Source organism: Pantoea folii, assembly GCF_056678875.1.
On record NZ_JBWXON010000011.1, the window covers coordinates 79,658 to 97,011 of the forward strand.

A 17,354-nucleotide genomic window follows, 5' to 3' on the forward strand; every position below is an offset into this window, starting at 1 on the left:
CACAACATCAAGGAGCGATTGATGGCGCAACGGCGTGAAAGTCACCCCCAGAGATCGCAATAAATTGCGCCGCTACGACGCACTGCTGCCCGCTACTGGTGCAACTCAAACGCCAACCGGCAGCTGATTGGTTTCCAGATAGCGACGGCATAGACGCACCGAGTGATCGGCCCAACGCGGCCCCAGGCTCAGCGCCATCTCGGTGTCTGCATGGGTGCCCATCCATGCGGTCATCTGGATACGACGTTGAATCAACAGCGTCGGCACCAGCGCCATCTCCTCATCAGTGATGTGCGCCACACGCTCGTAGCCCTGGATCCAGTTATCCACCCATTCGGCGGCACGCGGATGATGCTCAACAAAACTGATCGCCGCCGCCAGATCGTGCAGATACCAGCCCATGCCGCAGTCATCAAAATCGATCACCCGGGTTTCACCTTTGTGCAGCAGCAAATTGGTGAGGCGCAGATCAGCGTGGATCAAGCCATAACGATCCTGTCCTTTACCAAAGCCCTGCAACTCTTGCCCGACCCGCGCTACCGCTTCAGCGACAATGCCATGATCGGCAGGATTGAGATTGGGCGCATCCTGCCAGCGGCCCCAGTGGCTGTGATCGCTGACCATGGTGTGATGATCCCAAATGATACGCTGGAAGCCAGCCGGTTTTTGCCAGCTGCGACTGTGCTGATGCAGGCGCGCAGTGATGTGCCCGAGCTGCTGGAACGCTTTGGGATCGACCTCGGTGGTGGGCATCTCGCCCTCGATCCAGTGGAACAGTACTGCGTGTCGCACGCCGCCATCGGGCATGCCTATTGTCAGCACCGTTTCGCCATCACTGGCCGGGATCGCCTGCGGCACCATAATGCCAATCTCACGCAGCGCGTCGAGCCACAGCAGCTCGCTCTGGATATCCGCTTTGCTGTGATAGTCAGGTCGATGCAGGCGCAACGCATAACGCTTACCGCCCGCCAGCAACAGGAAGGTGGCGTTCTCCGAGCGACAAAGTAGCTTCAGCTCGCCCTGCAAGGGCGCGGGATAACAGGCCAGCGCCTGCTGTGCCAGTACGGTGGTTTCCGCATCAGTAAGGGTATCGGATTGTTTGGCGCTCATTCATCTGTCTCCAGCATCAATCTTAAAGGAAGCAAGTGTTATCAGCATGGGATGACAGCGTTCTGACTGCTTGACCGCAGATAACCCAAAGTTGACCGCAGCGTACATCTGGCACTTTTCTTGCCTCAGAGTTGACCGTGGAGGACAAAACTCACTGCGCCTGCGTCAAGTTTTCCCGCTGCAGGCGGCGGCATTATCACTTCACTGTAGTGCATAGAACAAAACAGCGCGGTGCAGCCGCCGCACAACAATCACGACGGGGAGACGATTATGACGAGTAAGCTCAAACCCACGCTGGGCACTCTGCATTTGTGGGGTATCGCGGTTGGACTGGTAATTTCCGGGGAGTATTTTGGCTGGAGTTATGGCTGGGGCGTAGCGGGCACGTTGGGGTTCCTGATCACTACCGCACTGATCGCCACCATGTACACCTGCTTTATTTTTAGCTTTACCGAGCTGACCACCGCCATTCCACACGCCGGTGGCCCGTTTGCTTACAGTCGCCGCGCCTTTGGTGAAACCGGTGGTTTGATTGCCGGTCTGGCGACGCTGATTGAGTTTGTGTTCGCCCCACCGGCGATTGCCATGGCGATCGGTGCTTATCTCAACGTGCAGTACCCGGATCTCAACCCGAAAACCGCTGCGGTCGGCGCTTATCTGGTTTTCATGACCCTCAATATCCTCGGCGTGAAGCTGGCAGCGATGTTTGAACTGGTGGTGACGGTGCTGGCGGTGCTGGAACTGCTGGTGTTTATGGGCGTAGTGTCGCCGGGCTTCAGTATCGCCAATTTTGCCGCTAACGGTTGGGCGGGAAGCGATCATTTCGGTATGCCAGCCCTTTCCGGCATCTTCGCGGCTATTCCTTTTGCCATCTGGTTCTTCCTCGCCATTGAAGGCGCCGCCATGGCCGCCGAAGAGGCCAAAGATCCGAAGCGCACCATTCCCAAAGCTTACATCACCGGGATTCTGACGCTGGTGGTACTGGCGATTGGCGTGATGCTGTTGGCGGGCGGCGCAGGCGACTGGCGTAAACTGTCTGACATCAACGATCCGTTGCCGCAGGCGATGAAGATGATCGTCGGCGAGCATTCAAACTGGATGCATATGCTGGTGTGGATTGGCTTATTCGGACTGGTCGCCAGCTTCCACGGCATTATCCTCGGCTATTCACGTCAGCTCTTTGCCCTGGCGCGCGCCGGTTATCTGCCGCAGGGTCTGGCGAAACTGTCACGTTTCCAGACGCCGCATCGCGCCATTATTGCCGGTGGCGTAATTGGTATCGCGGCAATCTACAGTGATGGTCTGATCAACCTGCAGGGCATGACGCTGACGGCGGCGATGATCACCATGGCAGTATTTGGCGCCATCGTGATGTACCTGATGAGTATGCTGAGCCTGTTCAAATTGCGCCGCACCGCACCCGACATGGAACGCAGCTTTCGCGCACCGGGTTATCCGATTATTCCCGGTATCGCGCTGGTGCTGTCACTGGTGTGTCTGATTGCCATGCTGTGGTTCAACCCGGTGATTGGCGGCCTGTTCGTGGGGATTATGGTGGTGGGATATATTTACTTCCTCGCGACCAAAACTCAGCGTCAGAATGCGCCGCAGGATGCGATGTTGATGGGTGAGTAATCGCGGGACCAGAGGGCGCAAAACTGCGCCCCTGTCCAAAGGTCGCTATTGAGGCGACCTTTTTTCTAGGATTTCAGCGGCCACAACCATGCCGCACCGCGCACACCGCTTGAATCGCCGTGCACCGCTTTCAGCACTGGCGTTTCGCACTCGCGGCCAAACACCCACTGCTTCATCAGGGCTGGCACTGTCTGATACAGGCGATCGTTATTACTCATCCCGCCGCCCAGCACGATCACATCCGGATCGAGCAAATTCACTACCTGCGCCAGCGACTTAGCTAAGCGCATTTCGTAACGGCTCATCGCCAGCTCTGCTACCGGATCCTGCTGCTCAATCAGTTTGATGATCTCTGCGCCCTTCAATGCTTTACCGCTCAAACGCTGATAATCGATGGCAAAGCCGGTACCCGATACAAAGGTTTCAATACAGCCCTGCAAACCGCAATAGCAAGGTACTTCTTCGCGATGGCGAAGTTCATCTTCATCCATCCACGGCAAAGGATTGTGGCCCCACTCGCCCGCATTACCATTGCCGCCAATGCGCGATTCACCGCCAATCGCCACGCCCGCGCCCGAACCGGTGCCGATGATCACCGCGAACACCAACGGCTGACCCGCGCCTGCACCATCCACCGCTTCGGAAACCGCTAAACAATTCGCGTCATTGGCGATGCGCACGTCACGATTCAGCGCCTGCGCCAAATCCTTGTCCAGCGGCTGTCCATTCAGCCAGGTGGAGTTGGCGTTTTTTACCCGCTGGGTGTACGGCGAAATCGTGCCGGGAATGCCAATGCCCACCGTGCCTTTTTCCCCGGTTTTCTCCTCTGCCAGCAGCACTAAATCCACAATCGCCTGGACTGTGGCGGCATAGTCATCGCGCGGGGTATTGACGCGGTGACGGAACAGCTCTTGCCCCTGATCGGAGAGCGCAATCACTTCAATCTTGGTACCGCCTAAATCAATCCCAATACGCACGATTTATTCCTCATTATTCGTTCAGGTGACAGATACAGTAGAAGGCTGAATCGGGAAAGGCAATGAAACCAATCCGATGTTTCGCTATCATGCGCGCTGACTTTGAGACTTGTGCGCCCGATCGCACCCACGGTAAGGAATCCCGATGTTGTGGTTTAAAAATATGATGGTTTATCGTCTGAATCGTGACATCCCGCTGTCCGCAGACGATCTGGAAAAACAGCTCGACGCCTTCACGTTTTCGCCGTGCGGCAGCCAGGATATGGCGAAAACCGGCTGGGTGTCACCGATGGGCAACCGCGGCGAAGCGCTGACGCATGAAATCAACGGCCAGATCGTGATTTGCGCCCGCACTGAGCAGAAGATCCTGCCTTCGCCGGTGGTGAAGCAGGCGCTGGAAGCGAAGATCGACAAGCTGGAAGCGGAACAGAGCCGCAAGCTGAAGAAGACCGAGAAAGACTCGCTTAAAGATGAAGTGCTGCATAGCCTGCTGCCACGCGCGTTTAGCCGTTTCAGTCAGACGTTTATGTGGATCGACACCGTGAACAACCTGATCATTGTCGATTGCGCCAGCGCTAAAAAAGCAGAAGACACCCTGGCGCTGTTGCGTAAAAGCATCGGTTCGCTGCCGGTGGTGCCGCTAACGCTGGAAACCCCGATTGAGCTGACGCTGACCGAATGGGTGCGTTCTGGTGAATTGCCGGCCGGTTTCGCGCTGATGGATGAAGCAGAGCTGAAAGCGATTCTGGAAGACGGCGGCGTGATCCGGTGTAAGAAACAGGATCTGATCTCCGATGAGATCGCCACCCACATCGAAGCTGGCAAAGTGGTGACCAAACTGGCTCTGGACTGGCAGGAGCGTATTCAGCTGGTGATTGCCGACGATGCCTCGATCAAGCGTCTGAAGTTCAGCGACACGTTGCGTGAGCAGAATGACGACATCGACCGCGATGATTTTGCCCAGCGTTTTGATGCCGATTTCACCCTGATGACCGGCGAACTGGCCGCGTTGATCAGTAATCTGGTGGAAGCGTTAGGCGGCGAAGCCAAGCGCTGAAGCCTTTATTGATCACCCCCCGCTGTAGCGTAGTGCTTGTCCGTTAAGCGACGGTTGATAACGCAGTCTGGTGCCGTTCAGGGGCTGGCGGTCCTCGCGCCGCTAACGCGGTACCTTCACTTCATTCATCTGCCTGACGGACCGGCGGGGATGGCACATCGTGTGCCGCCCCGCCTTTCGCCCGCATCCATGCGTGCTCTCCTGGCATCCTCATTACGTTCCGCGCTGCGGATTGCCAGCCCCTGAACGGCACCAGCCTGCTCTGAAGCTTCAGTGCGTGTTGTTAAAGAGGGCACGATAGTGAAGGTCAGAGCACCTCTGCTGCTGCAAGGGCTATCCGCAGCGCTGAGGCTGCAACGTTGTGCCAGGAGACTGGCGCATGGATGCGCCAGGCAGTTCGGGTCGGCCATGGATGGCCATACCCGAACGATCCGCCCGGCACGACGTTGCAGCCGAAGGCACCGCGAAGCGGCGTGAGGACGGCCCGGCAGCAACAGAGGTGCACTGGCCCGCACTTCCGCACAAAAGAAAACACGGCAATTTACCGATGTCTCGTTCTGGCAATGCGTAATTTCGCCAGAGCTTCCCTCAATGTCATTCCCTGATCGTTTGCGATTTCATGTTTTGCGATTATTGCCAATTCAAACAATGCGTTCTTCTGGCGTTCATCTTCAGGCTGTTCAGGACTAACCAAACGTTCAAGCGCGGCTTTATTGAATATGATCTGTACCATGGGAAAACATCCTTTCCTATTCTCATGAAGATAGCTTTACCAGACTCAACATAGACACACCTCAGTTTGATTCCTGGCTATGCTGAAGCCAAAAAGAAACCGGGAATGCTAAAAGCATTCCCGGCTTAATAATGACTCATGCTGAAAGTCAGCGTTTACAAGTAGCGGCACAGATAAGACGTTGGCTCAGCCACCTGCAAGTGGAATTCGCTGTGGCCCGGCACGTTGAAAACCGAACCGGCTTCGTACCATTTCCACTCGGTTTCACCTGGCAGCAGCACCTTCAGTGCGCCGCTCACGACCGTCATCTCTTCCGGCTGTCCTGTACCGAAGGTATATTCACCTTCTGCCATCACGCCAACGCTGGCACGGCCAATGGTCACGCTGTCGAAACCAATGGATTTCACTTTCCCGTCGAAATACTCACTTACGTTGAGCATGTTACTTCCTCACAGCACATTATGGTGTCTGGCAGATTACAAGGGAACTCGCTGATCTGTCACGCGAAAAAGCAATACAGATCGCGACTTGTGATCGGCCTCAGTCAGACGATCAACTCTGCCGCTAACTTCGCCACCAGCACGTTGGATAACAGTACCGGAATGCCCAGCATTTTCTGCAGGAAATCCCGGTGCTTCTGGTGATAGCCAATACAGTCGAGCACCACCACATCCGCCCCCTGCTCTTGCAGCGACAGGCCCGCCTCGATCAAATCATTTTGCTGTGCCAGATAAGGGCTGGCGACGGCAAAGCATGGCGCGCTGTTCAGATTCCGCCATTTACTGGCCTGCTCAGCGATCTGCTCTTCTACCGGCACGACAATCCCCACTTTATGTTCCTGCACGATGGCCTTGACCAGTGGTGGGATAATGCGGTCCGGCTCCAGCAACAGCGCCTTTTCGGTTTTCAGCGTGCCAAATTCACCGGTACACAGCAGCAAAATCGTATCGTAGCCCTGCTGTTCCAGCGCCGTAATCTTGCGTTGCAGTCCCTGCTCAACTTTTGGCCCCGACAGGCGCACCTGCTCGCCGGTGGTCATACGCGAAACCAGCACTTTCTCACCCGCTTCAGGCGAGAAGAACTGCTCCACCTCAGCGAGTGTCAGCCCGTCGAGTAATCCGGCATGAGCGACTTGCTCTTCCGGTAAGTGATCCTGCAGCAGCGGCAGAATATCGCTACGCGGGGATTGACCAATCGTTAAGGTAACCAGGGACTGTTTCATCATTAAGCTTTCCGCGTACGCAGGTGACTGAGACTACCATACAAAGAGTGTAGTAATGCGTACTCTTGTTTGTCATAGAACTGACAGGTTTCACGGCCAAACTCTTTCGCCACTTCCACCGCAAACTTCACGGTCGCCGCTATATCGACTTCATGGCTGGCACCGGTGCCGCAACCTGGCACGACCGATTCCGCGCAGATCGCCACGCCAACCACTGGCACATCGGTGGCGGTTGACGGCTGCAGGATGCTGTTAAGGTGATACACACCATTGCCATAAGGCGTGATGTCCTGCGTAGTGATCGGGAAGGTCACAGCAGGAAGACCGCTGGTCATCTCCATAATGCGCAGCAGATCTTCTGATACGCGCAGGATGTAACCCTCTTTCACTGTCGGCGAAATCGCGTAGCCTTTATGATTCAGGATACGGTTACCTTTGGTGGTATCGATGGAGAGAATCGCGTCCACGCCGTCGATCACTTCGTTGTCATTCATGGTGATGTCATCGCATGGCGAGTCCATGAAATCCACCGGCTCATGCGGACGGGTTGGCGCATCCGGACAGATGTGAGTAGTGATAATCACGTCACCCGCCAGCACATCGCCTTTGGTCTGCATCTGTGCCAGCTTCAGCGCACTGCTCACCGCCGCCACTGCGCCATCTGCATCCGACACCATACCGATACGCGTTGGACGCGCACCGATGCCACCTAAACGACCGACAATGCCCAGCGTGGGTGCGGTGCCGCCTTTGCTCTTGCCCTGCGCACCAGGAATATCAATGCGCACGAAATCAGTACGCCCTTTCGGGCCGGTGACGCGCTTGAAGCTGGCGGTCACGCCTGGGTAACTGGCAAAAAGATCCACCACCTGCTGGCCATCCACGTAGGCGCTATCGAGTAACTCAAAAACCTGCAGTGTCTGCTGTAAACTCATATTGAATTCCCTGGGTTATTTCTTGGTGCTACTGGCAAAAAGAGAATGGAAGAAGCTGTACAGCGCGTCGCCCGCAATAAACCCTGCGGCCATCACCTCCATCGGTGAACGTCCACGCTCGCCCCACACTCGAATGATCAGGATACGTAGTGCGATCCCCACCATCACCGCCCAACCTGCTGCGGCGTTGTTGATTAACAAACCGGTCGCCAGCAATACGCCTAACTGACGCTTCGGCCCACCGATAAACTGAATAATCGCCCCCGGAATCGCCCACATCAGCAAACTTCCGGCAATGCCTGGCTCGGCACCGGCCTGAATGGTTTTGGCGTAAACGCGTGCCACTGGCGGCAGCAGGTTTTCGGCGAAGAACAGGTTGTGTGCGTACCACACCACTGGAATACAGATCACAAAGGCGATCATCGCGGCGATTAACTGGATACGGCGGCCCCACAGCTCTTGCTGCAGATCGGCACCGTTACCGCGCAGGATAAAACCGGCTTTCAGGTCGTAGCCCATATCAGCAAAGGCAGGTCCTGTTGCGGCGGTGAAGCCACACAACAGGCAGAGCGCCAGCGGCGGGAAGCCGAGCAGAATACCGAGGATCAGGGTTATCAGCGCTACGGCAAAGGCCGGGAACCAGCCTGAGTGCATCGCGGCGATGCCGACAATCAATTCATGCACGAAGGCAGCAAACGCGGCATACACGATAAACAGCACCAGCATCGGCAAGCCCATCTGGCTCCACAAACCGCCCGCCAGTGCCAGCAGCGTGGAGATGATGATGTAGCCAACGGTGCCGAAGCCGAGAGAACGCTTCACTTCGCTGTCGCTGCGGCTGACATTCAGCTGATCGTTGCGACGGCTGACAATCACCTGCACGACCTGAATCAGCGCCACCAATCCTGCGCCGACCATCATGCCGTGTGGGATATACAACGCATTGATATCGATACCAGCAACCGGTTGCGCATAAGCACGCAACAGAAAACCAATACCCAACATGCTCAGCGCCCAGATATTGCCAATAAAAGCAGTACCGAAGGCCGACATGGGGATTTTCAACATCGAACCGGCAATGCCGCCGACAATACCCACCACCAGCAACCACGCCTGACGGCCGCCTTTATCGCCGGCTTTGATCGCTTCCGCGGCTGCTACGCCCGGTGGCCACGCATTGCTGGCCGGGAACACGCGGGTATCGAACAAGCGGTATAGCAGATAGGCATCCAGCAGCATCGCCGCACTGACACCGACAAACAGCGGCAGTACCAGCTGCGGTTCACCCAGCGCCCACGGCACGGCAATCGGCATCAGCAGACTGTTCGCCGCACCAAAGGTGGCAGAAGAGATGGCGGTTTGCGCAAGGTTCTGTACTTCGATGGAGCGATAACGACGGAACCATTGCAGAGGAATGCGCGCCAGCAACATGGCAAACAGCGCACCGATAATAGAGGTATTGGGTGTCACCCCAATGGTGGTAATCAGCTGAACCCCGATGATGGCACCTGCTACAGACAGCAGAACCAGCATTAAGCCCACGCCGATACTTTTTATTGGATTATGTTGACGCATATTATCCCCGTATTTTCACCCTGTAGAAAACGCGTAATACGTTTTATGCCCGACACGCGGGACATCAACGCTTTTAATAAATCGTTCCCTGATTTTTGAAATAGGCAGGTCCGAAGACCTGCTATTTCCCTGGTGTGGCGCGAATAAACGCCTTTAAATCGAAAATAAGGTTATGCGCCGTATTTCTCGGCCATCAATGCAGCCGTTGCGCGCAGTTCGCTGAGCAGCGCGTCCGGATAACCCGGGGCCGCTTCTTGCGAGAGAAACGAGAGACACAGTGCGGCACTTTCGCCGCGATGCTTATTGGTGACCGCCACCGCCAGTGAGCTGATGCCTGGCAACGTCTCATTGCGTGCCAGTGCCCAGCCCTGCTGGCGAATCACCGCTAATTCTTTACAGAGTGCATCAATGTTCAGCGGCGAGTTTGCGGATGCGGCTTGCCAGTCATCGGCAAAACGCGCACGCACTTCGTCATCACTCAACTGTGCCAGCAGCACGCGCCCGGTAGAGGTACCAGAAAGGGAAACACGCGTACCTGGCGGCGTGACGAGTTGGGTGAAAAAACGGCCGTGATACATGCGCATCACCAGAACGTCTTGCCCATCCAGCACGGAGATGTACCCCATACAACCACTGCTAGCCGCCAACTGCGCCATTGGCGCAGAAGCGCTATCCACCAACGGCGTAGATAAGTAGTGCCCCGCAACTGAAAGCAACACACGACCAATCTGGAAACAGCGACTATCGGGATCACGCTCAAGCAATCCTTCACTTTCCATGGTCGCCAGCAGGCGAGAAACGGTACTTTTCGGCAATCCCAACGCGTCAACCACCTCGGTGAAGGTCAGGCCCGGATGGCCCTGCGTCACGCCAAAGCGCTGGAAAAGCTTAAGTACGGCAGCGGCGTTTTCGAGTGTGGTCATGGCGTCGGTTTCACTATGTGGAACTGAGTTCCTATATCAATACAGTGAAAGTAATTCGCTCTGCTGATCGGGTCAAGCGCAAATTTTGAACCGGCTATATTTGCGTCGATTTAACGCAGCATAAAATACGGCGCAAACTGAAAATAAAGTAACGTTATCAGGCAAGCAGGAATAACAGCAAAAAAGATGGCGGTTCTGGCGGGCATATTAGTCATTTTAAGGCAGTTGAAAATAACTGTTTAGCCACGGAAAGTAATCACTGATTAACAGGCGTCCCTGCCCGCGAGATTTACTCTTTATCCGCGTCTTCATAACGCGCTTTGGCATCCTGCGCTTCGGCTTCAGTTTTGTGCTCACTGATCAGTGAATCGGGCTTCGGATGGTCAGCGCGTAACTCATACCAGGTCACGGTATTGTCTGCCGCGCCTTTCTCTACGGCAACGATGCGCGCTTCTCGCGGGTACGGTGGTTTGGTTGGCATAGATTTCCCTCTTATGTCTGGTTTCCACACAGACAGCGGCGATCCCCCTGTCTCTAATAAAGTATAGACAATGGAGGATCGCGAGAAAAAAGAGGGATAAATCTGAAGGGGTTAGCTGGCGCGGGCGAGCGAGAGGGATTGCAGAATTTGATCAACAACCTGTTCTGGCGCCTGCATGGCATTCACTTCATGGTGCGCGGTCTGCCGGTAAAGATGCGCGCGCTCGCGCAGAATATCGCTCATCTCCTCGGCAATCGGACGACCGGTTAGCGTCGGGCGCTGTGCGGCTTCGGGCTGACGTTCAAGACGATCGGCCAGTACCGTTGACGGGGCATTTAACCAAATCACCTGCCCATGTTCGCGCATAAAGCGACGATTCACCTCAGCCAACACCATCCCGCCGCCGGTGGCAATCACCGTTGCCGGCGCTGTGACCGCCCGCAGCGATTCAGTTTCGCGCGCACGGAAGCTGTCCCAGCCTTCAGCCGCGACGATTTCCGCCACGGTGCGTTGCGTCGTGAGCTGCAGGTTATGATCGGTATCGCTAAAGGCATAACCAAGCGCCTGAGAAAGGGCCTGGCCGATGGTGGTTTTACCGCAACCGCGTGCGCCGATCAGATAGATGGGTAATGACATCCGGGCTCATCCTCCGCCGTATTTATGCCGCACGGGCAAGGTCATCAGGTCAATATTGCGTCGCATGATACCTGGATTTTATTTTATCAGCCACCCGCGAAGCACGATTTACGCGTATTTACGGCCCTGAATTCATTATCAACATGATTAATAAAGATAAAATGATGCGCGTTTCGTGCATCAACCTATTTGTAAGCACGGGCAACATTTCCTTACCAGGCCACTGATTTACTTTCTGTCACGTTGACCACATATAAGGAGGTACGAATCATTGGAGGTTCACACCATGCAGAACGAAGAACAACAGTTAATTGACAATCTCTTTAGCCGACTGAAACAGGCTGAAACCCAGAGCGGGCCGCGTGATGCCGGTGCCGAGCAGCTGATTAAACAGCACTTGCAGAGCCAGCCTGGTGCGCCTTATTACATGTCACAGGCAATCCTGATTCAGGAAGCAGCGCTGAAAAAACTCAACGCTCAGGTGGCCGATCTGGAGAATCGCCTGGCACAGGCTCAGCAACAACAACAGCAAGCACCGCAGCAGAGCAGCGGTGGTTTCCTGTCGAGTCTGTTTGGCGGCGGTTCTCGCCAGTCTGCGCCGCAGCAGCAACAGCCAGTGTGGGGCAGCGCGCCGCAGCAGCCTCAGCAGCAATACGCGCAGCCCCAACAGCAATATGCGGCTCCGCCTGCGCGCGGCACGGGTTTCCTCGGTGGTGCATTACAGACAGCTGTAGGTGTGGCCGGGGGTGTGGTGATGGCCGATATGCTCACCAGCATGTTCCATCATTCTCAGCCGGAAGAGATTGTGAATATCATCAACGAACCGGCGCTGCCGCAGGTGGATAACAGCCTCGATACCTTTAACGGTAATGACAGCAACAATGCCTTCCTGAACGACAACGCCAGCTGGGATAACAACAGCTTTGCGGATAACAACGACTTCAGTGACTTTGGTGGCGGCGACTACGACGACGATGACAGCTTCGTCTGATTAGCGCTGGCGTAACCACTTATCCAATTCGTTAGCAAACAGCTGGCGGTCACGTTGGTTTAGCGCCGACGGGCCGCCACTTTGCACGCCACTCGCTCGCATTGTTTCCATAAAATCACGCATGGTCAGACGCTGACGAATGGTATCCGGTGAGTAGCGCTCGCCGCGCGGATTCAACGCCGCAGCGCCCTTCTCCAGCACTTCTGCCGCTAAGGGAATATCCCCGGTGATCACCAGCTCGCCCGGCTGCACACGCTTCACTATCTCGTTATCAGCCACATCAAATCCCGCCGCGACCTGCAGCGTTTTCAGCCACGGTGATGGCGGTACGCGCAGCGGCTGATTCGCCACGAAAGTCACGGTGATTTTGGCGCGTTCGGCGGCTCGGTACAGCACTTCTTTGATGACATTGGGGCAGGCATCGGCATCAACCCAAATCGACATGTGTTTTCCTTTTTCCTACAGAATTGCAGGCGATCTTGCCCGCTTGCGGCAGAATGGCAAATATTTTTAAGCGGCTTGTTATTCAGCACAGCTGTCGTAAGCTAACTCGCACGAGAAAATGAACACTTAAAGGATAGAGCGATGCTGGAGAAGAAAATCGGGTTTATCGGCTGCGGCAATATGGCGAAGGCCATTATCAGCGGACTGGTCAACAGCGGGCTGATTGCCCCGGCTAACATCTGGGTTTGCGACCGCAAACCGGCCACCAATCAGGCGATGGCAGAGCAATATGGCGTGACAGCGGCTGAAAGCCCAGAGAGTCTGGCACGTGAAGTCGATATCCTGTTTGGTGCCGTGAAACCGAATGTGATTCTCAAAGTGCTGAAAGATCTCGCGGGTCAATTGAAGAAGGATTCGCTGGTGGTGTCGATCGCCGCAGGCGTCACCCTCGATTCACTGGCCGCCGTGCTGGGGCACGACCGCAAAATCATCCGCGTGATGCCGAATACACCGTCGCTGGTGAACGAAGGCATGACTTCGATTACCCCTAACGTACTGGTGGAACCGCATGAAGTCGACGAAGTGGTTGGCATCTTCGAGAGCTTCGGCAAAGCGGCGGTGGTAAATGAATATCTGATTCATGCCGTGGTCGGTGTGAGTGGTTCGGCTCCGGCCTACATATTTATGTTTATCGAAGCAATGGCAGATGCTGCCGTGCTTGGCGGTATGCCGCGTGCGCAGGCTTATCAATTTGCCGCGCAGGCGGTAAAAGGTTCTGCGCAGATGGTACTGGAAACCGGTAAACACCCTGGCGAATTGAAAGATATGGTGTGCTCACCTGGCGGTACCACCATCGAAGCGGTGAAAGTGCTGGAGGAGAAAGGCTTCCGCGCGGCGGTGATCAACGCGATGCAGCAGTGCATGGCCAAGTCCGAAGCATTAAGTAAGCAGTAACCTATTGGGTTTCATCAGGTGCGTCTGTCCGCGCACCTGATCCCGCCCAGTCTTGCCCCCCTTTACGCGCCCTGTCCCTGATAGGCTTCAAATAGCGCCAGCCCTTGCGCCAGCGTCATCGGTTGCTGCATGGCTTCCACCAGCGTCGCGGTCAGCGTGTACATCCCAGCTGAACACACCGCCGCGATGATGCCCTGACGACAGTAAAAGGCGATAAAGCTTTTGTCCTGAAGCGATCCCAGCAGTCGGTAGTCGTCCCACTCTTCGGCATGGCCCAGATATTCGTAGCGCGTGCCGTAGTGCGCAGTCCAGAAAAACGGCACGCGATCATACATCACTCCTTTACCCAGCATATTGAGTGCCGCGATACGTCCCTGCTGATGTGCCACACGATAGTGTTCAATGCGCTGCGGGCCACGCGGCGTGAGATAACTGGCAATATCACCCGCGACCCAGATATTTTCAGCAACACGTAGCTGCCCATCGGCGAGCAGGCTGCCATCGTCCTGCAGTGGCAAATCGTGGATGAAATCTGTCGCCGGTTTCACGCCAGTGGCAAACAGCACCTGACTTGCTGGCACGGATTTACCCCCTTTTAGGCGCACCGCACGCACCTGCTCATCCCCTTCCAGCGCTTCCGGCTTACCCTCAACAAATTTCACCCCATTGCTGCGATGCAGTTCGTAAAAATGGCGTCCAATCTCTTCACCAAACTGCTTTGCAAACGGCAGTGGATGACGGGCAATCACCGTGACATCCACATCCCGATTGCGCAGCGCGCCCGCCATCTCCATACCGATAAAGCTATTGCCGATTATCACCAGCTGCTCTGTTTGATCCACCTGTTTGAGCAGTTCATCCGCCTGATTTAGCGAACGTAACAGATGCACCCCCTGCAAATCCTTACCGGGGATGTTAAGCGGCTGCGGCACGCCGCCGCTGGCAATAAGTAGCTGGTCAAATTTCACTGTCTGACCATCCGCAAGAATCAACGTCTGATCCTGCGCCTTGAGTTGCGCGACCTCACCCTGAATGCGCTGTAGCGAACCCAGCACATCCGGCTTAAGCAGTTTAGGCACATCCTCGATCGCCATTTTTCCCGAGGGCACAAATTTGCTCAGCGCGGTGCGATCGTAAGGGGCGGCAGATTCGCGCTCCACCAGCACAATGCGGCCACTAAAACCTTCATCACGTAGCGTCCAGATCGCCGCACTGCCTGCGGCTCCAGAACCTAAAATCACGCACACCGGCGATTCGCCCTGAGCGGCGGGGGCGCTGGCAGGCGACATCGCCTGCGGATTGACCAGCACCTTGCCCTGTTCAACACGCACCGGATAGCGTTTAAGATTGGCCAATGCCAGCGGCTCACACATTTTGCCATCACGCAGTTGAAATACCGCCTTGTGCCACGGACACACCAGCTTATCGCCGCAGATTGCGCCCTGCTCTAACGGCGCTCCCGCATGGGGACACTTTGCCTGCAACGCCTGCACCCGTTCGCCATCGCGAACCAGCACCATATCGATATCACCCACGGTGAATTTGGTGGGTTTGCGCTGCGCCAGCGACTTGAGTTCCACGACAGATTGATAGCTCACGATTAGCCTCCTGCGTTGTTATTGGATTTGACGACATTACATCCCTACAAACAGTAAGCCTGGCAAAGCAGGAGGATTTCGCTGGAGAAACAAAGCGTAACGGCGGATAAGCTATTACTTATCACACCGTTAGTGAGGAAAATAAAATCGCGCTTCAGGCTAAGCCGCTTGCCACACCTTTTTGCCCTGTTTGATACACGCAACTAACGCCACGCTCCCATCTGGCTGGGGTTTCAGCAACAACACATCCGCCGGCGCGCCGGGTGCCAACCCATGCTGCTGTGGCAAATCTAACTGCCGTGCCGGACGAATCGATGCCATCTCAATCGCCTGCGGCAAAGAGGCTAATTGTTGCCGCAGCAGAAAATTGACGCCATCCAGCAGCCCACGCGCGGAACCGGCCAGCAGCTGGGGCGCATCCGCCATGCTGAGCCGCCCTTCCACGCTCAACTGCACACGTCCACCTATTGCCGAATCGTAAATCCCTGGCGGCTGCCCGGCAAAGCAGGTCACATCACTCACCAGCAGCGCCTGCTCGCCTTTTGCCCGCATAAAGACTTTCAACACCTCTGCGGGCAGATGATTACCATCGGCAATCAGCGTGGCCGCCAGCGCATCTTCCGCCAGCTGCTGCCAGATGTAATTGGGATGGCGCGGCAGTTGCAGGTGCGCACCATTGCCCAGATGAGTTGAAAGCGAAGCGCCTGCCAGCACCGCATCATGAATCTGCGCGGCAGAGGCCGAAGTGTGCCCAATCGCCACCCGAACCTGCTGCGCCACGCAATGTCGGATGAGCTCGCCGCTTTGCGGCCATTCCGGTGAGAGCGTCAGCAAACCAATGCGCTGCTGCGCGGCCCGTTGCCAGCTTTCAAACAGGAACATATCCGGCGCACAGATCGCCTCCCGTGGATGCGCACCACGCGGGCCGTCCTCCGGTGACAAAAATGGCCCTTCCAGATGAAAACCCGGCACCGCCAGCGCGACGTCCGAATAGTGCTCACAGGCGCTGGCCAGCTGCTGCAACGCTTGCGCAATCTCCCCGGGCTGAGCGGTGATCACCGTCGGCATAAAGCTGGTGACCCCTTGTTGCCACAACGCGCGCGTGGCATCCAGCACATCCTGTTCGCTAAAAGGAAAGTGATTAAAGTCCACGCCCTGAAAGCCGTTAACTTGCAAATCCACCAGCCCCGGCGCCAGAATCAGATCGTTGTCGGGCTCTGGCAACGATCGCACCTCTGCCAGCAGGCCTTCACACATGTAGAGCTCAATCGGATCCAGCGTGCGGTAATCGCGACCGCGTAATAGCATTTCAGTCAAAAATCACCTCCGCGCAGGCATCGGCGTCGGTATATAGCGTGCAGTTGGGATGCTGGCGCAATCGGGTTGCCGGGCAAGCCGTGGATATCGCGTCGTGCAATGTTGCCTGCACCGCTGCCCGTTTGGTCGCACCCGGCACCATGCAGAACAACCTGGTGCCACGCATCAAAGCGGGAATGGTCAGCGTCACCGCGTGCGTCGGCACCTGCTCGAGTGTGGGGAAACAGCCGTCGTTGACCTGCTGCTGACGGCAGGCGTGATCCAGTTGCACTGTCTTGACGCTAAGCGGATCGCTGAAATCCGCTACCGGCGGATCGTTAAAGGCCAGATGGCCATTTTCACCAATGCCCAGACAGACCACATCGATCGGTGCCGCCTCCAACTTGCGCGCATATTCGCGACACACTCCCGCAGGATCGCCACCTGAAGGGATGAGATACACTTCGCCAGGTTGTACCCGGTCAAACAGATGTTCACGCAGGAAATGGCTAAAGCGCTGCGGCGCATCTTCATTCAACCCAATGTATTCATCCATATGGAACGCGTGAATACGCGACCAGTCGAGATTCGGCGCGGCAGCCAGCGCGGCAAGAAACTCATGTTGTGAGGGGGCGGCAGCAAATACCATCCGCACCACCGCCTGCTGTTGCAGTAATTGCTGCAAATGGGCGATGGCATCCTCTGCCGCCGCGATACCTAATGCATCACGATGGGCGAAGCGCTTGACCCACAAGCGGTCGCGCTTTCCCTGTTGTAAAAGCGTCAT

General features: G+C 56.1%; 18 protein-coding genes. 4 read left to right on the forward strand and 14 right to left on the reverse strand.

The annotated features are described in order from the left end of the window. Nucleotides 1-105 precede the first annotated feature (105 nt). A complete protein-coding gene (locus AC1MDE_RS14125; RefSeq protein WP_160834009.1) occupies nucleotides 106-1,110 on the reverse strand; it encodes a phosphotransferase enzyme family protein in 1,005 nt (334 codons plus the stop codon). Nucleotides 1,111-1,380: 270 nt separating this feature from the next. Between AC1MDE_RS14125 and eat the strand changes: the two genes are divergently transcribed. Further along, the gene (gene eat / locus AC1MDE_RS14130; RefSeq protein WP_479414723.1) at nucleotides 1,381-2,745 is read left to right on the forward strand and encodes an ethanolamine permease; all 1,365 of its coding nucleotides are present in this window, start codon (nucleotides 1,381-1,383) and stop codon (nucleotides 2,743-2,745) included. 65 nt (nucleotides 2,746-2,810) lie between these two features. Here eat and mak read toward each other — a convergent pair whose 3' ends face one another. Continuing rightward, nucleotides 2,811-3,722: a fructokinase gene (mak, locus tag AC1MDE_RS14135; protein ID WP_058961461.1), complete on the reverse strand. Its 912-nt coding sequence runs from the start codon at nucleotides 3,720-3,722 to the stop codon at nucleotides 2,811-2,813. Nucleotides 3,723-3,867: 145 nt separating this feature from the next. On the opposite strand from mak, the gene rdgC reads away from it, so the two are divergent. Next, nucleotides 3,868-4,779, forward strand: coding sequence for a recombination-associated protein RdgC (gene rdgC, locus AC1MDE_RS14140; RefSeq protein ID WP_034830523.1), 912 nt, complete (start codon nucleotides 3,868-3,870; stop codon nucleotides 4,777-4,779). A gap of 541 nt (nucleotides 4,780-5,320) precedes the next feature. Here the strand turns inward: rdgC and AC1MDE_RS14145 are convergent. The 8 genes from AC1MDE_RS14145 to aroL form a co-directional block, all read right to left on the reverse strand. Next, nucleotides 5,321-5,512, reverse strand: a complete 192-nt coding sequence (locus tag AC1MDE_RS14145; protein ID WP_058961462.1) for a hypothetical protein — start codon at nucleotides 5,510-5,512, stop codon at nucleotides 5,321-5,323. A 155-nt stretch (nucleotides 5,513-5,667) separates the two neighbouring features. Then, nucleotides 5,668-5,952, reverse strand: coding sequence for a pyrimidine/purine nucleoside phosphorylase (gene ppnP / locus AC1MDE_RS14150; RefSeq protein ID WP_034830521.1), 285 nt, complete (start codon nucleotides 5,950-5,952; stop codon nucleotides 5,668-5,670). A 104-nt stretch (nucleotides 5,953-6,056) separates the two neighbouring features. Beyond that, on the reverse strand, nucleotides 6,057-6,734 hold the full coding sequence (locus AC1MDE_RS14155; RefSeq protein WP_160834046.1) for an AroM family protein: 678 nt from the start codon (nucleotides 6,732-6,734) through the stop codon (nucleotides 6,057-6,059). 2 nt (nucleotides 6,735-6,736) lie between these two features. Continuing rightward, the gene (locus tag AC1MDE_RS14160; protein ID WP_034830519.1) at nucleotides 6,737-7,669 is read right to left on the reverse strand and encodes a DUF1177 domain-containing protein; all 933 of its coding nucleotides are present in this window, start codon (nucleotides 7,667-7,669) and stop codon (nucleotides 6,737-6,739) included. A gap of 15 nt (nucleotides 7,670-7,684) precedes the next feature. Then, nucleotides 7,685-9,244: an OPT/YSL family transporter gene (locus tag AC1MDE_RS14165; RefSeq protein WP_058961463.1), complete on the reverse strand. Its 1,560-nt coding sequence runs from the start codon at nucleotides 9,242-9,244 to the stop codon at nucleotides 7,685-7,687. A gap of 170 nt (nucleotides 9,245-9,414) precedes the next feature. Beyond that, a complete protein-coding gene (locus AC1MDE_RS14170) occupies nucleotides 9,415-10,167 on the reverse strand; it encodes an IclR family transcriptional regulator (RefSeq protein ID WP_034830515.1) in 753 nt (250 codons plus the stop codon). A 289-nt stretch (nucleotides 10,168-10,456) separates the two neighbouring features. Further along, nucleotides 10,457-10,648 carry a YaiA family protein gene (locus AC1MDE_RS14175; RefSeq protein ID WP_058961464.1) on the reverse strand — a complete coding sequence of 64 codons (192 nt, stop codon included), beginning with the start codon at nucleotides 10,646-10,648 and terminating at the stop codon, nucleotides 10,457-10,459. Between the two features lie 111 nt (nucleotides 10,649-10,759). Next, nucleotides 10,760-11,284 carry a shikimate kinase AroL gene (gene aroL / locus AC1MDE_RS14180; RefSeq protein ID WP_034830512.1) on the reverse strand — a complete coding sequence of 175 codons (525 nt, stop codon included), beginning with the start codon at nucleotides 11,282-11,284 and terminating at the stop codon, nucleotides 10,760-10,762. 286 nt (nucleotides 11,285-11,570) lie between these two features. Here aroL and AC1MDE_RS14185 point away from each other — a divergent pair, with 286 nt between their 5' ends. After that, complete coding sequence (locus tag AC1MDE_RS14185; RefSeq protein WP_058961466.1) at nucleotides 11,571-12,275, forward strand: DUF2076 domain-containing protein; 705 nt, start codon at nucleotides 11,571-11,573, stop codon at nucleotides 12,273-12,275. Here the strand turns inward: AC1MDE_RS14185 and AC1MDE_RS14190 are convergent, their stop codons facing one another. Further along, nucleotides 12,276-12,719, reverse strand: a complete 444-nt coding sequence (locus AC1MDE_RS14190; protein WP_034830508.1) for a YaiI/YqxD family protein — start codon at nucleotides 12,717-12,719, stop codon at nucleotides 12,276-12,278. A 141-nt stretch (nucleotides 12,720-12,860) separates the two neighbouring features. Here AC1MDE_RS14190 and proC point away from each other — a divergent pair, with 141 nt between their 5' ends. Continuing rightward, nucleotides 12,861-13,673 (forward strand): pyrroline-5-carboxylate reductase, encoded by an 813-nt coding sequence (gene proC, locus AC1MDE_RS14195; RefSeq protein WP_479398068.1) that lies wholly within the window; start codon nucleotides 12,861-12,863, stop codon nucleotides 13,671-13,673. 62 nt (nucleotides 13,674-13,735) lie between these two features. Here proC and AC1MDE_RS14200 read toward each other — a convergent pair whose 3' ends face one another. From AC1MDE_RS14200 to AC1MDE_RS14210, 3 genes are all read right to left on the reverse strand, one after another. Continuing rightward, the gene (locus tag AC1MDE_RS14200) at nucleotides 13,736-15,271 is read right to left on the reverse strand and encodes an FAD-dependent oxidoreductase (protein ID WP_479398067.1); all 1,536 of its coding nucleotides are present in this window, start codon (nucleotides 15,269-15,271) and stop codon (nucleotides 13,736-13,738) included. 159 nt (nucleotides 15,272-15,430) lie between these two features. Beyond that, a complete protein-coding gene (locus tag AC1MDE_RS14205; RefSeq protein ID WP_479399803.1) occupies nucleotides 15,431-16,579 on the reverse strand; it encodes an N-acetylglucosamine-6-phosphate deacetylase in 1,149 nt (382 codons plus the stop codon). Nucleotide 16,580: 1 nt separating this feature from the next. Next, nucleotides 16,581-17,354 carry a 6-phosphogluconolactonase gene (locus AC1MDE_RS14210; RefSeq protein ID WP_479398066.1) on the reverse strand — a complete coding sequence of 258 codons (774 nt, stop codon included), beginning with the start codon at nucleotides 17,352-17,354 and terminating at the stop codon, nucleotides 16,581-16,583.